Source organism: Bradyrhizobium sp. BEA-2-5, from assembly GCF_032918025.1.
GTDB classification, from domain to species: Bacteria; Pseudomonadota; Alphaproteobacteria; order Rhizobiales; family Xanthobacteraceae; genus Bradyrhizobium; species Bradyrhizobium pachyrhizi.
On sequence record NZ_CP136629.1, the window covers coordinates 198,650 to 213,255 of the forward strand.

General features: G+C 65.4%; 14 protein-coding genes and 1 pseudogene. 8 read left to right on the top strand and 7 right to left on the bottom strand.

The window, feature by feature from the left end:
- Positions 1-523: 523 nt before the first annotated feature.
- From RX327_RS00915 to RX327_RS00925, 3 genes are all read left to right on the top strand, one after another.
- The gene (locus RX327_RS00915; protein ID WP_317249184.1) at positions 524-2,062 is read left to right on the top strand and encodes a YifB family Mg chelatase-like AAA ATPase; all 1,539 of its coding nucleotides are present in this window, start codon (positions 524-526) and stop codon (positions 2,060-2,062) included.
- Positions 2,063-2,193: 131 nt separating this feature from the next.
- Positions 2,194-2,715 (top strand): hypothetical protein, encoded by a 522-nt coding sequence (locus tag RX327_RS00920; RefSeq protein WP_050383502.1) that lies wholly within the window; start codon positions 2,194-2,196, stop codon positions 2,713-2,715.
- A 103-nt stretch (positions 2,716-2,818) separates the two neighbouring features.
- Entirely contained in the window at positions 2,819-5,068 is a 2,250-nt protein-coding gene (locus tag RX327_RS00925; RefSeq protein WP_317249185.1) for a PAS domain-containing hybrid sensor histidine kinase/response regulator, read from the top strand.
- Positions 5,069-5,235: 167 nt separating this feature from the next.
- Here the strand turns inward: RX327_RS00925 and coaA are convergent, their stop codons facing one another.
- The 7 genes from coaA to hisB form a co-directional block, all read right to left on the bottom strand.
- Positions 5,236-6,192, bottom strand: a complete 957-nt coding sequence (coaA, locus tag RX327_RS00930; RefSeq protein WP_317251427.1) for a type I pantothenate kinase — start codon at positions 6,190-6,192, stop codon at positions 5,236-5,238.
- 35 nt (positions 6,193-6,227) lie between these two features.
- Positions 6,228-6,551: a phosphoribosyl-ATP diphosphatase gene (locus RX327_RS00935; protein ID WP_028335793.1), complete on the bottom strand. Its 324-nt coding sequence runs from the start codon at positions 6,549-6,551 to the stop codon at positions 6,228-6,230.
- Between the two features lie 150 nt (positions 6,552-6,701).
- Positions 6,702-7,475 carry an imidazole glycerol phosphate synthase subunit HisF gene (gene hisF / locus RX327_RS00940; RefSeq protein ID WP_317249186.1) on the bottom strand — a complete coding sequence of 258 codons (774 nt, stop codon included), beginning with the start codon at positions 7,473-7,475 and terminating at the stop codon, positions 6,702-6,704.
- 9 nt (positions 7,476-7,484) lie between these two features.
- Positions 7,485-8,213 (bottom strand): 1-(5-phosphoribosyl)-5-[(5-phosphoribosylamino)methylideneamino]imidazole-4-carboxamide isomerase, encoded by a 729-nt coding sequence (gene hisA, locus RX327_RS00945; RefSeq protein WP_317249187.1) that lies wholly within the window; start codon positions 8,211-8,213, stop codon positions 7,485-7,487.
- Positions 8,210-8,860, bottom strand: coding sequence for an imidazole glycerol phosphate synthase subunit HisH (gene hisH / locus RX327_RS00950; protein WP_317249188.1), 651 nt, complete (start codon positions 8,858-8,860; stop codon positions 8,210-8,212). The genes hisA and hisH overlap by 4 nt, the downstream gene beginning before the upstream one ends.
- Positions 8,857-9,387 (bottom strand): DUF2628 domain-containing protein, encoded by a 531-nt coding sequence (locus RX327_RS00955; RefSeq protein WP_317249189.1) that lies wholly within the window; start codon positions 9,385-9,387, stop codon positions 8,857-8,859. Before RX327_RS00955 ends, hisH begins: the two co-directional genes overlap by 4 nt.
- 86 nt (positions 9,388-9,473) lie before the next feature.
- A complete protein-coding gene (hisB, locus tag RX327_RS00960; RefSeq protein ID WP_317249190.1) occupies positions 9,474-10,067 on the bottom strand; it encodes an imidazoleglycerol-phosphate dehydratase HisB in 594 nt (197 codons plus the stop codon).
- 260 nt (positions 10,068-10,327) lie between these two features.
- Between hisB and hslV the strand changes: the two genes are divergently transcribed.
- The 5 genes and pseudogenes from hslV (at position 10,328) to RX327_RS00985 (ending at position 14,597) form a co-directional block, all read left to right on the top strand.
- Positions 10,328-10,870, top strand: a complete 543-nt coding sequence (gene hslV / locus RX327_RS00965; RefSeq protein ID WP_317249191.1) for an ATP-dependent protease subunit HslV — start codon at positions 10,328-10,330, stop codon at positions 10,868-10,870.
- A gap of 2 nt (positions 10,871-10,872) precedes the next feature.
- Positions 10,873-11,358 (top strand): GNAT family N-acetyltransferase, encoded by a 486-nt coding sequence (locus tag RX327_RS00970; protein WP_028335799.1) that lies wholly within the window; start codon positions 10,873-10,875, stop codon positions 11,356-11,358.
- Positions 11,355-11,948 (top strand): DUF2585 domain-containing protein, encoded by a 594-nt coding sequence (locus tag RX327_RS00975; protein ID WP_317249192.1) that lies wholly within the window; start codon positions 11,355-11,357, stop codon positions 11,946-11,948. The genes RX327_RS00970 and RX327_RS00975 overlap by 4 nt, the downstream gene beginning before the upstream one ends.
- 61 nt (positions 11,949-12,009) lie before the next feature.
- On the top strand, positions 12,010-13,314 hold the full coding sequence (hslU, locus tag RX327_RS00980; RefSeq protein WP_317249193.1) for an ATP-dependent protease ATPase subunit HslU: 1,305 nt from the start codon (positions 12,010-12,012) through the stop codon (positions 13,312-13,314).
- Positions 13,315-13,471: 157 nt separating this feature from the next.
- Positions 13,472-14,597, top strand: a pseudogene (locus RX327_RS00985) (hypothetical protein).
- The last annotated feature ends 9 nt before the right edge of the window (positions 14,598-14,606 follow it).

The window sequence follows — 14,606 nt, forward strand, 5'->3', positions numbered from 1 at the left end:
GTTCGGTCGTGACACCTGCGGCAAGGACGGCAGCGGTACACAGACCGATCGTTCGCAGCGCTGGATGTTGACGGGTGGAATGCGAAGCAAGTCGATCGATCACGCGAAGGCGCCCCTGATGTCAGCCTGGATGGATTTGTGATCCGGCTCTACAGCGCGGGGCTCGCGAGTACAGACCTCGGCAGTTGGAATAGATCGAGACTGCGCGCGCGATCAGTGTGCGATCACTGAAACAGCAAGCAAATCGACGACACGCTGCGACAATAAGCGCGCGATGCCCGTCGTGCTGGAATGATTCTTGAAAATGATTCCTGCAGTTGTCGACGACGCGAGTTGTGTTCGATCGCGCGAGGCGCGCGTCATCGCGAGCGACGCCTGACGCTTCCGCGCCGGCCGGAAGCGAATGCGCCGCGCGGTGAATTGGCACCGGGCGACCAGCCCTCGGCGCCGCGAACGTTCTTGTAATGTTCTTGCACTTGCCGCCCGGTTCCGCTACCTTCGATTGCGGAAGAATAGGGGCAGCATGGTTCAGCGGGTTTCCACCGTCGCCTTTGAGGGGATCGAGGCCCGCGCGGTCGACGTGCAGGTGCAGGTCGCCCCTGGCCTGCCGGCCTTCGCCATCGTCGGCCTGCCGGACAAGGCGGTGTCGGAGGCGCGCGAGCGGGTGCGCTCGGCGCTGATCGCCTCGGGGCTGGCGCTGCCGGCGCGGCGGATCATCGTCAATCTGGCACCGGCCGACCTGCCGAAGGAAGGCAGCCATTACGACCTGCCGATCGCGCTCGGGCTGATGGCGGCGATCGGCGCGATCCCGCCCGATGCGCTGACCGGCTTCACCGTTCTCGGCGAGCTCGGCCTCGACGGCTCGATTGCGCCGGTGGCCGGTGTCTTGCCAGCCGCGATCGGCGCCAATGCGCGCGAGGAAGGCTTGATCTGCCCGGCGGCCTGCGGCTCCGAAGCGGCCTGGGCGAGCCCGGACATCCAGATCATCGCGGCGAGTTCGCTGATCCAGATCGCCAACCATTTCAAGGGCACCCAGGTGCTGTCGCGGCCCTCGCCGAAGGTGCACGAGGCGCCCGCCTCCACGCTCGACCTGCGCGACATCAAGGGCCAGGAAAGCGCCAAGCGCGCGCTGGAGATCGCGGCCGCCGGCGGTCATCATCTGTTGATGATCGGCGCGCCCGGCGCCGGCAAATCGATGCTGGCGGCGCGCCTGCCCTCGATCCTGCCGCCACTGTCGCCGGGCGAGCTGCTCGAGGTCTCGATGATCGCCTCCGTCGCCGGCGAGATCGAAGGCGGCGCGCTGACGGCGCGGCGCCCGTTCCGCGCGCCGCATCATTCCGCCAGCATGGCCGCGCTCACCGGCGGCGGCATGCGCGCCAAGCCCGGCGAGATCTCGCTGGCGCATCAGGGCGTGCTGTTCCTCGACGAGCTGCCGGAGTTCGATCCGCGCGTGCTGGATTCGCTGCGCCAACCGCTGGAGAACGGCGAAGTCGCGGTGTCGCGGGCCAATCACCGCGTCACCTACCCTGCCCGCTTCATGCTGGTCGCGGCGATGAATCCCTGCCGCTGCGGCAATGCGTTCGAGCCCGGCTATGCCTGCAAGCGCGCACCTGTCGACCGCTGCACCGCCGACTACCAGATGCGCATCTCCGGTCCCCTCATGGACCGCATCGATCTGCGCATCGAGGTGCCGGCCGTGACCGCGGCGGACCTGATCCTGCCCCCGGCGGCGGAGGGATCGGCCGAGGTCGCCGCACGCGTGGCGGCGGCGCGCGACATCCAGCTCGCGCGCTATGCGGATGCCGGCCTGCCAAAGGTCCGCACCAATGCCGAGGCGCCGAGCTCGCTGCTCGAGACCATCGCGCAGCCCGACGCGCATGGGCAGAAGCTGCTGCGCGAGGCCGCCGACAACATGCACCTCACCGCGCGCGGCTATCACCGCGTGCTGCGGGTGGCGCGCACGCTGGCGGACCTCGACAACGCGGACAAGATCGGCCGGCTGCATCTGGCCGAAGCGCTGTCCTACCGTGCATTGGCCGACGATGTGCGCCGCGCCGCGTGATCCGAAGCGCAGCCCCGTCCCGATTCGTGCCGCAATGCCCCGCGTCAACGCGGCGGTAACGAGTTTTGTTTACGCTCCGCAAACCATAAGCACCGCGATCGGCGGCAAGCTTGGGTCGAGCGAGTTGTGTCATGTTGCGTTTGAAGATTTTGACCTCGGTGGTCCCCCTTGCCGTGGCCGCGGTCCTTGCCCGCGTCGAATTCCTGCCGGGCCCCCGGCCCTGCATCGAGGTGGGCGGCGCCACGATGCAGATCGCATCGGTCCCCTGGCTGGCGCAACTTCACGTCAGCTTCACTGACGACCCCGGCCAAGCCACCGTCCGGGTCCAGATCGCCGACAGCGCCGACGCCGCCGACTTCACCGTGATCGACGACATCGACGATGCCGAGGCCGGCGCCTGCGAGAGCAGCGCGGCGGCGCAGCTGATCGGGATTTCCAGCGATGCCTCGGCAACCGGCTCCGTCATCTATCTGACGCATGATGACGGTCCGTCCGACTACCGTGTCTTCGTGCAGTCGAAGACGTTCTCTGTGCGCGATGCCGCGGCCCTGATCGTCAGCGCCCGGGGCGGACACCGCCGCCTTGAAGCCGCATCGCCCGCACCTGACACGCGCGTCCCGAACCGGGTCATGGCGGAATTAACCCCCCGCTAACCTTGTTCTGAGGGCAGCGCGAAATGGCCACCAACTTCAAGCACTTTGCAAGCTGGCCGACGCATCGTCAGCGCCAGATCAAGCTGTCTCAGGGTCACCATTGATGGGGCGTTTCTTCCGGATCAAGTTGCGCCTTCGCCGCTTCCTCCGGCGCCATTCCTGGGTCGCGACGATCGTCCGCTCGTTCACGATCTTCTCCGTCGCGTTCGGCAGCGCCTTCGGGTTCATTTCGGGCGCGCTCTCGCAACAGAGCGGCTACGATCCCAATGCATTCGCGATTGGGGTCAGCTTCCTGTTCGCGCTCGCCTGCCTCTGGATCGTGACGCTCGGCATCCGCCTGCGGCTGATGCGCAAGCGGCTGCGCACCATCGCCATGCACAATGAAGCGATGGCCGACCGCAACTGGGAACTGCAGGAGGCCGAGCAGCGCGCCTCTACCCTGTTCGAGGCGCAGGACGATCTGATCGTGCTGCGCGACCTCGACGGGCTCATCACCTATGCCAACGATGCCTATTGCGAGCTGGCGCAGAGGCCCCGCAGCGAATTGATCGGCAGCACCGCCACGCTGAAGGTGCTCGAGCAAGGCGACACCGCGCTCGAATCCAACGGCACGCGGGTCTACGACCAGAAGATCGAGGGACCGCTCGGGCCACGCTGGATCGCCTGGCGTGAGGGCCTCGTGCGCAACGATGCCGGCGCGCCCGCGGAGATGCAGAGCGTGGGTCGCGACGTCACCGACCGCACCGAGACCGAACGCGCGCTGTCCGATGCCCGCGACCAGGCCGATGCCGCCAACCGCGCCAAGTCGCGCTTCCTGGCGATGGCTTCGCACGAGATCCGCACCCCGCTCAACGGCATCATCGGCATGGGCGGATTGCTGATGGATACGCAGCTGACGCCGGAGCAGGCGACCTATGCCAGGGCGGTGAAGACCTCGGGCGAAGCTTTGATGGCGCTGATCGAGGAATTGCTGGACTATTCCAAGATCGAGGCCGGCAAGCTCGACCTCGATCAACGTCCCTTCGCGCTCTCGACCCTGGTCGAGGAGATCACCGAGCTGCTCGCGCCGCGCGCGCAGGCGAAGGCGCTTGAGATCGCCGCCTATGTCGACGAGCGCCTGCCGCTTGAGGTGGTCGGCGACGCCGCGCGGCTGCGCCAGGTGCTGCTCAACCTCGCCGGCAACGCCATCAAGTTCACCGCGGGCGGCGGCGTTGCGCTGATCGTCGAGCCCGGCATCTGGCCGAACGAGATCAGCTTCCTGGTCCGCGATACCGGCATCGGCATCGCCGCCGAAGCCCAGCAGCGCATCTTCCGCGAGTTCGAGCAGGCCGACCAGCGCGTTGCCCGCACCTATGGCGGCACCGGGCTCGGCCTTGCCATCAGCGAACGCATCGTCAAGCGCATGGGCGGCCGGATCACGCTCACGAGCGAGCCGGGCAGGGGCTCGACCTTCGAGGTGTCGATCCCGCTCGTCGCCGCCGATACCGGCGAGGCCAGCGGCTTCGCCGCGCCCGACTTGACGGGACAGTCGATCATGCTGGTGGCGCCGCACAGCATCGAGGTCTCGCTGATCTCGCGGCGGTTGCAGCGCTGGGGCGCGCGGACCTGCATCGTGTCGGATGCCAACGTCGCCGAGGCGCTGCTGCCGGAGCGGAGCTGGCACGCGGCCCTGATCGACCACACGCTCGGCACCCCGGCGATGGAGGCATTTGCCGACGCCGCCCGGCTCCATGCAACCCATCGCATCGTGATGTTCACGCCGGCGACGCGGCAGGACCTTTCGGCTTCCGAGTCAGCCATGTTCACCGGCTACCTGGTGAAGCCATTGCGCGCGTCGTCGCTCGCCGCGCGCCTGACCGCATCGCCGGAAATCGCGGCGCCGAGCCTCGCGATCGAGGCGGCCGCCGGGTCCGCACCCACTGCGCCCGCATCCGCGTTGCCGGACAAGGGGCTGTCGATCCTCGTCGCCGAAGACAACGAGATCAACGCATTGTTGATGCGCTCGCTGCTGACCAAGCTCGGCCATAACGTGGTCATCACCACCAACGGCGAGCAGGCAATGGAATCCTGGCTGTCGGCGACCTCAGCCGGCACGCCCTACGATCTCGTGCTGATGGACATCCAGATGCCGCAGCTCGACGGCATCGAGACCACCAAGCAGATCCGCGCCCATGAAGCCGCGCAATCCGTCCGCCGGACTCCGATCCTGGCGCTTACCGCCAACACGCTGGTGGAGGATCGCCACGCCTGCTTCGAGGCGGGCATGAACGGATTTCTGATCAAGCCGCTCGACCGGGAGAAGCTGGACGAGGCGCTGGCCGGGCTGGCCGCATCGCGGCACATTGCGGCGTAGCAGCCACTAACCCCGCGTCGTCCCGGCGAAGGCCGGGACCCATAACCAAGAATGCCAATTGGTGAGCGACCGTCTCGCCGCGTGCCTTTTGCAGGGGCCGCAGAGTATGGGTCCCGGCCTACGCCGGGACGACGCCGTTGATGTGGTCAGCTTTGGCGGATCAAACCTTACAGCCGGCGCAGCGCGACCGACTGCACCGTGTGATCGGCGCCCTTCTTCAGGATCAGCGTCGCCCGGGGACGGGTCGGCAGGATGTTGTCCTCGAGATTGGCGAGGTTGGTGCGTTCCCAGATCGCGATCGCGGTCGCGGTGGCTTCCTCGTCCGACAGCAGCGCGTAGCGGTTGAAGTAGGATTTTGGATTGGTGAATGCGGTGTCGCGCAGCGCCAGGAAGCGCTTGATGTACCATTGCCGCAGTGCCGCCTCGTCGGCGTCGATATAGACCGAGAAATCGAAGAAGTCGGAGACGACAGGCACCGCCTTGCCGTCACGCGGCAGCTTGCCGGTTTGCAGCACGTTGACGCCCTCGACGATCAGGATGTCGGGCTGGTCGATCTCGGCCCACTGGTTCGGCACGATGTCGTAGGTCAGATGCGAATAGATCGGCGCGCGCACGTGGCGGCGGCCGGCCTTGATGTCGGAGAGGAAGCTGAGCAGCAGGGGCAGATCGTAGCTCTCCGGAAAACCCTTCTTCTGCATCATGCCGTGCCGCTCGAGCACCGCGTTGGGATAGAGGAATCCGTCGGTGGTGATCAGCTCGACCTTCGGCCGCGGCGACCAGCGCGCCAGCAGGGCCTGAAGAACGCGTGCCGTGGTGGATTTCCCGACCGCAACCGAGCCTGCGACGCCGATGATGTAGGGGACCTTGCGATCCCTGATGTTGAGGAACTGGCGCTCTGCGTAATACAGGCGCTGCATGGCGTCGACATAGATCGACAACAGGCGCGACAGCGGAAGATAAATGTCCTCGACTTCCTGGAGATCAAGGCGGTCGTGCAGTGAGCGCAGCCGGTCGAATTCACCCGGCTCCAGCGTCATCGGCGTATCGTCGCGCAGATGCGACCATTGCTGGCGCGTGAAGATGCGGTAGGGGTTGTACTGTTGATCTGGTGCCCGGATGTCCATGAGGCCGCCCCTCTCGATGCGCTCGATCATTTGCGCTAGTCGCGCTTGCGCGACGCCTTCTCTTCCAGTCCCGACATCGAGGTGCGCTTCTCCAGCGCGGCCTCGACATCCTCCAGCCTCACGCCGCGGGATTTCAACAGAACCAGCAGGTGAAACACGAGATCGGCACTTTCCGCGATGAGGTGATCGCGGTCATTCTCGACCGCGGCGATCACGGTCTCGACCGCTTCCTCGCCCAATTTCTTGGCGCAATGCTCCGCGCCCTTGTCGAGCAGCTTGCGGGTGTAGGACGCCTCACCGCCCGTTGCAGCGCGGGCATCGATGGTGGCGGCCAGATCGTGGACCGTGAAACGCGACATCAACTCAACTCAAGCATGCACAGCGGCACCGCACGGGTGCCATCCCTTAGGTGGGGACTTAGCATTTTTGTGACAAGGAGTCCTCAACCACTCCGTTTGAGCGTGGTCTTTTCGGAAAACCGGTTTCCACTTTTCCGGACCACGCTCACGCTAGGGATCGAGCCGCATCGGCAGGCCGGCGCGCGCCATGTGCTCCTTGGCTTCGCGGATGGTGAATTCCCCGAAATGGAAGATCGAGGCGGCCAGCACGGCCGTGGCGTGCCCGTCGCGGATACCGTCGACGAGATGGTCGAGATTGCCGACGCCGCCCGAGGCGATCACGGGAACGGGAATACTGTCGGCGATCGCACGGGTCAGCGGAATGTCGAACCCCTGCCTGGTGCCGTCCCGATCCATCGAGGTGAGCAGGATTTCACCGGCCCCGAGCGAGACCACTTCCTGGGCGTATTCGATGGCATCGATGCCGGTCGAGTTGCGCCCGCCATGGGTAAAAATCTCCCAGCGGTCGCCGCCGGGACGCTTGACGCGCTTGGCGTCGATCGCGACCACCACGCACTGCTCGCCGAATTTCTCGGCGGCTTCCTTGACGAACTCGCGCCGCGCCACGGCGGCGCTGTTGATCGAGACCTTGTCGGCACCGGCGCGCAGCAGCGTCTTGATGTCGTTGACCTCACGCACGCCGCCGCCGACGGTCACGGGCATGAAGCAGGCTTCCGCCGTGCGCCGGACAACGTCCAGCATGATGCCGCGGTTCTCATGGGTCGCGGTGATGTCGAGGAAGGTGAGCTCGTCGGCGCCGGCGGCGTCATAGGCGATCGCGGCTTCGACGGGATCGCCGGCATCGCGCAGATCGACGAAGTTGACGCCCTTGACGACGCGGCCGTCCTTGACGTCGAGGCAGGGGATCACGCGCACTTTGAACATGATCTCCTCCTACGCGCCGCGGATCAGCTGAAGGGCAGCGGCCGGATCGAGCCGTCCGTCATAGAGCGCGCGGCCGACGATCGCACCGGCGAGCTTTTTGGCGCGCGGCGTCAGCATCGCCTTGACGTCCTCGATCGAGGCGAGACCGCCGGAGGCGATTACGGGAATGGAGATGGCCTCGGCGAGCGCGATGGTCGCGTCGAGATTCAATCCCTTGAGCAAGCCGTCGCGCGCGATGTCGGTGAAGATGATGGCGGCGACGCCGGCATCCTCGAAACGCCGCGCGATCTCGAGCACCGTGACCTGCGAGGTCTCGGCCCAGCCTTCGACCGCGACCTTGCCGTCACGGGCATCGAGGCCCACGGCGACGCGGCCGGGAAACTTCTTCGCCGCGGACTTCACCAGTTCAGGGTCGCGCACCGCGGCGGTGCCGATGATGACGCGGGTGATGCCCTTGTCGAGCCAGGCTTCGACGGTCTTGAGATCGCGAATACCGCCGCCGAGCTGCACCGGGATCTTGATCGTCTTCAGCATCGCCTCGACGGCCTGCGCGTTCACGGGCTTGCCGGCGAAGGCGCCGTCGAGGTCGACGACGTGGAGATATTCGAAGCCCTGATCGGCAAAGCTCTGCGCCTGCGCGGCCGGATTGAGGTTGAACACGGTCGCGCGCGCCATGTCGCCTTGCTCGAGGCGCACGCACTGGCCGTTCTTGAGGTCGATCGCGGGAAAGAGAATCACGGCTTCCATTTCAAGAAATTGGCGATCAAAGCGAGCCCGAAACGCTGGCTCTTCTCGGGGTGGAATTGCGTACCGATTGCGGTGTCCTTCGCCACGATCGCGGTGACGGGCCCGCCGTAATCGGCGCGCGCGAGCACGTCCGCCTCGCTGGCGGGGTTGAGGTGATAGGAGTGCACGAAATAAGCGTGCTGGCCCTTCGGGCCGAGCGGCAGCTTGTTCAGCACCGGATGCTCCCTGAGCACCTCGAGCGTATTCCAGCCCATGTGCGGGATCTTCAGGCTTTCATCGCGTGGCGTGATCTTCTCGACGTCACCGCCGATCCAGTTCAGGCCTTCGGTGATGACATGTTCCTTGCCGCGGCTCGCCATCAGCTGCATGCCGACGCAGATGCCGAAAAAGGGCCGCGCCTTGACCCGCACCGCCTCGGTGATCGCCTCGACCATGCCGTTGACGGCATCAAGGCCGCGCCGGCAATCGGCGAAGGCGCCGACGCCCGGCAGCACGATGCAATCGGCGCGATACACTGCGTCGGGATCGCGCGTCACCTTGATGGCTTGCGGATCCTCCATGCTGCGTGCGGCGCGCTCAAAGGCCTTGGCCGCCGAATGCAGATTGCCGGAGCCGTAATCGATGATTGCAACGGTCATCGCGATCCTCCTGGCTCTGGAAACAATCCGATGATGCCGCCCTGCGGCATCGGCGCGGGTTTTGAGAACGACTGACCCGGAACGTCGCGGGTCGGTGGCGGTCCACCGCGGTCGACGGACCGCTGGTCGTTGACGGCGCCGCGATGCCGCGCGGTCCAGCGCGCGAAGAAACGGCGCTCTGCGGCCTCCACATCGTCACCCACGACGATGTCGATCTGGCGCCATCTGCGCCGCGACAGCGTCCAGCGTTGCAGGGTCGCAGCCTCGAGGCCGAGCAACACCATCAGCACCAGGTCGACGAAGAAGATCGCGCTACGGCCGACGCCAAGCTTGGCCAGCGCGTAATCGATCACGAAAGTAAGAACGAACCAGCCGATCAGCGCCAGCCAGAGCCGATGCCAGGCCAGCCAGATCACGCCCGCAACCGCCGCCCAGAAATGGAAGCCATCGCGCACGAAGACGAACTTGTCGGTCGCCGCGAGATCGGCGCCGTTGGCCACGGGGGCATGCACTGTATAGACCGGCATCGAACGCTCCGCCGAGGATGGACTCTTATTTAAAGCATGATCTTTCGGAAAACCGGCATCCACTCTTCCGGATCATGCTCCAGAGATCAGCCGCCGAGCTGACCCTTGGTCGAGGGCACTTCGCCCTGGGCACGCGGATCGATCGCGACCGCCGCCCGCAGCGCCCGCGCCAGACCCTTGAAGCAGGACTCGGCGATATGGTGGCTGTTATCGCCATATAGGGTCTCGACGTGGAGAGTCACGCCTGCGTTGATGGCGAAGGCCTGGAACCACTCGCGCACCAGCTCGGTGTCGAACTCGCCGATCTTGTCGCGGGGGAAATCGACCTTGAACACCAGGAACGGGCGGCCCGAGATGTCGATGACCACGCGCGAGAGCGTCTCGTCCATGGGCATGTGTACGCCGGCATAGCGGGTGATGCCCGCCATGTTGCCGAGCGCCTGCCTGACCGCCTGGCCGAGCGCGATGCCGGTGTCTTCGGTGGTATGGTGATGATCAATGTGCAGATCGCCCACCGCCTTGACCGTGAGGTCGATGCGGGAATGGCGGGCGAGGAGATCGAGCATATGGTCGAAAAAGCCGATGCCGGTCGCGATATTGGACACGCCTGATCCATCGAGGTTCACGGAGACCTCGATGTCGGTTTCCTTGGTCTTGCGCTTGATCGTCGCGGTGCGCATGAAAATTGAGCTTTCCCGTGCCGAAAACGCCGGTCTTTTAACAGGCTGATGTCACCTTCGCTACTGCGGGATGACCTCGAAACGCCCCAACTTCCGGCCATGGTGACCGGAATTCGTTGTCGATCTGGTTCTGCCGCGTTTTCTTCACGCGAGCCGGCGCCACCTCGCCTGAAAACGCTCCGATTTCGTCCCGATTGTAACCCCCTGCCCGACCGCCTAAATCTGCCCGGAAGAGAGGTAACCTATGCAAGCATCCCCAAATGAGCTCGCCGGTCTGGCACGGCACCACGATCTTGACGGTCCGCAAGGGCGACAAGGTGGTGATCGGCGGTGACGGCCAGGTCTCGATCGGCCAGACCGTGATCAAGTCCAATGCCAGGAAGGTCCGCAAGCTCGGCAAGGGCGACGTGATCGGGGGCTTCGCCGGCGCGACCGCCGACGCCTTCACGCTCTTCGAGCGGCTGGAAGCCAAGCTCGAGCAATATCCGGGGCAGCTGACCCGGGCCGCGGTCGAGCTCGCCAAGGACTGGCGCACCGACCGCTATCTGCGGCGGCTGGAGGCCATGATGATCGTCGCCGACAAGGACGTCTCCCTGGTGCTGACGGGCACCGGCGACGTGCTCGAGCCCGAGGCCGGCGTGATGGCGATCGGCTCCGGCGGCAACTATGCCCTTGCGGCGGCACGGGCCCTGCTCGACACCGACAAGGACGCCGAGACCATCGTCCGCCGCTCCCTCGACATCGCCGCCGACATCTGCGTCTACACCAACCGGAATGTGACGATCGAGACGATCGGCGGCTGAGCATGGCCGGCCCCTATCATTTCCGCCCGATGACGCCGGCCGACCTGCCGCTGGTCAAGCGGTGGCTGGCGTTGCCGCATGTCCGCCAATGGTGGGGCGATCCGGCCGAGCAATATGAACTGGTCAGCAGCGACCTCGATGAGCCGGCCATGGACCAGTTCATCGTCGCGGCCGATGGCGGCGACCTCGGCTATATCCAGTGCTACGACCTGACGGCGTGGAATTCCGGCTTCGGGGCCCAGCCGGAGGGCACGCGCGGGATCGACCTCTTCATCGGCGAGCCCAGCATGATGGCAGGTGGCCACGGCTCGGCGCTGATCCGCGCCTTTGTCGACGACCGGCTGGCGCAGGGCGCGCCACGCATCGTCACCGATCCCGATCCGGCCAATGCGCGCGCGATCCGCGCCTATGAGAAGGCGGGTTTTCGGAAGATGGGTATGGTCGATACGCCGGACGGGCCGGCGCTGCTGATGGCGCGCGACGCATGACGATCGCGCACAAGCCCGTCGGCGTTTCAGCGTGGCATTGGCTGGCGATCGCGGCAGCGCTGCTCGTGCTGCAGGCGGCGCTGCTTTATGCGATGGGTCGTCTGCCGATCTGTGCCTGCGGCTATGTCAAGCTATGGCACGGCTCGGTTATGAGCTCGGAGAATTCGCAGCACATCGCCGATTGGTACACGCTGTCGCATGTGCTGCATGGCCTGCTGTTCTACAGTCTGACCTTCCTCCTGCTGCCGCGCCTCGCCTGGCCCGGGCGGCTGATTGTCGCGATGCTGATCGAAGGCAGCTGGGAGCTCGTCGAAAACTCCAACTGGATCATCGAGCGCTATCGCGCCGGCACGATCTCGCTGGATTATTACGGCGACAGCATCGTCAATTCGGTCTCGGACACGCTCGCGATGGTTGTCGGCTTCCTGCTGGCGCGCAAGCTGCCGATCGCCGCGACCGTCGCGCTCGGCGTTTTGTTCGAAACCGTGCTGCTGCTTCACATTCGCGACAATCTGACACTGAACATCATCATGCTGATCCACCCGTTCGAGACAATCCGGCAGTGGCAGGCCGGGCCGCCGATTCTTTAGAGGACGATGCCTTGGAGGACTGCCGCTTGCCGAGACCGCGATTCCAACCTAGCTAGAGCCAATGACAGACTTCTCTCCCCGCGAAATCGTTTCCGAACTCGACCGTTTCATCGTCGGCCAGGGCGACGCCAAGCGCGCCGTCTCGATCGCGCTGCGCAACCGCTGGCGGCGGCAGCAGCTCTCCGGCTCCTTGCGGGAGGAGGTTCTGCCGAAGAACATCCTGATGATCGGCCCCACCGGCGTCGGCAAGACGGAAATCGCGCGACGGCTCGCCAGGCTCGCGAACGCGCCGTTCCTGAAGGTGGAAGCGACGAAATTCACCGAGGTCGGCTATGTCGGCCGCGACGTCGAGCAGATCGTGCGCGATCTCGTCGAGGTCGCGATCGCCCAGGTGCGCGAGCGCAAGCGCAAGGACGTGCAGGCGCGTGCCCAGCTCGCCGCCGAGGAGCGCGTGCTCGATGCCTTGGTCGGCGCGGGATCGAGCTCGGCGACGCGCGAATCCTTCCGCAAGAAGCTGCGCGCCGGCGAGCTCAACGACAAGGAGATCGAGATCGAGACGCAATCGTCCGGCGGCGGCATGCCGATGTTCGAGATCCCGGGCATGCCGGGCGCGCAGATGGGCGCGATCTCGCTCGGCGACATTTTCGGCAAGTTGGGGGGCCGCAGCAAGACGCGGCGGCTCACGGTGGAGAGCTCGCACGAGATCCTCGTCAACGAGGAATCCGACAAGCTGCTGGACACCGAGCAGCTGACGCTGGAGGCGATCAGCGCGGTCGAGAACAACGGCATCGTGTTCCTGGACGAGATCGACAAGATCTGCGCGCGCGACGGCCGCGTCGGCGGCGACGTCTCGCGCGAGGGCGTGCAGCGCGATCTCCTGCCGCTGATCGAAGGCACCACGGTCTCGACCAAGCACGGCGCGGTCAAGACCGACCACATCCTGTTCATCGCCTCGGGCGCGTTCCACGTCGCCAAGCCGTCCGACCTGCTGCCGGAATTGCAGGGCCGCCTGCCGATTCGCGTCGAGCTGCAGGCGCTGACCCGCGACGACATGCGCCGCATCCTGACCGAGCCCGAGGCCTCGCTGATCAAGCAATATATCGCGCTGATGCAGACCGAGGGCGTGACGCTCGACATCACTGACGACGCGATCGACGCGCTCGCCGACGTCGCGGTGGCCGTCAACTCCACGGTCGAGAACATCGGCGCGCGGCGGCTCCAGACCGTGATGGAGCGGGTGCTGGACGAGATCTCGTTCACCGCCCCCGACCGCAGCGGCGAGACGATCAAGGTCGACGCCGACTACGTCACCAAGCATGTCGGCGACCTCGCCAAGAACGCCGACCTGAGCCGGTTTATTTTGTAGGCGGCCACCATAGTCGTCCCGGCGAAAGCCGGGACCCATAACCCCGACAGTCTGCGGTGACAAAGACTCGGGCCGACATTCCTTCTAGAACTACCTTCGGTGGTTATGGGTCCCGGGTCGCGCTTCGCTTGCCCGGGACGACGAGAGTGGGCGATCGATGAATCTGCGGGTGTGGCAAAACCCCTGGCGCCTGATGCTGGCCGTCAATGCGGCGGTACTGGTCGGCGTGTTCCTGCACAAGATCGCGCTGCCGCCCTTCGTTCCCTACATCCATCTGCTGGTCGACTATCATTACGGCTTCACCAAGCGCGCGCTGGTCGGGGCGATCGTGTCGCTGTTCACCGACAAGGTGCCCGTATGGCTGGTGTTCGCGCTGGCCGGCGCGATCTGGCTGGTGACGCTCGGGCTGTTCATCAAACTGTTCCGCCGCACATTCGGCTTCAACGATGCGCATTGGCCGCTCTTCGTCCTCACCGCGGGCTCGCCGTTCTTCCTGAAGAACTTCATGCACACGCTCGGCCATTTCGACATCTATGGCTGCGCGCTGGCAATCATCCTGCTGCTGATGCCCGGCGCGCTCAATGGCGTATGTGCTGATTGCCGCGCTGTTCTCGATCCTGCTGATCCTGGTCCATCATATCTTCGTCCTGATGTATGTGCCGACCATCACGGCGATCGTGGTGCTGCGCTTCTATCTGGTGCAGGGCGTGACGCCGAGGAACGCCGTCTTCGGCATCGCGGCCCTCGCAGGGGTCGGCATCCTGTTCCTGGTCGCGCAATTCGCTGGCACGGTCGACGTGCCCTATGACGAATTCATCCGTCATCTGCAGAGCCGGATGGCCGATCCCGCGCGGACCGACCTGCTGCAATTTGCCTACATCTGGTACCAGCCGCTGGCGAAGGAGGTTGCCGACACCTGGGGGCGCATGCCCTCGAACATCCTGGGCGTTCCGGTGTTTGCGCTGCTGATCTGGCTGCATACGCCACTATGGCGCTATTTCGCGCGGCTGATTGGCGCGCTCGCGAGTGAACTGCATCGCCGGATCGTGCTCGGCGCGCTCGTCATGATCAGCGCCGCCTATGTCGTGATGTTCGCGATGGTGTTCGACTATTCGCGCTGGATCTCGAGCTGGGCGGTCTGCATGTTCCTGATCCTGCATGCCACCAGGATGCTGCCGGCGTCGAAGGACGTCCCGCTGATCCCGGCGGACGACCGCAAGACGACGATATCGGGCTGGATCGTGACGCTGATCCCGCGCGTCGGGATCGTCAGGCCGTTCTAACATTTTCGT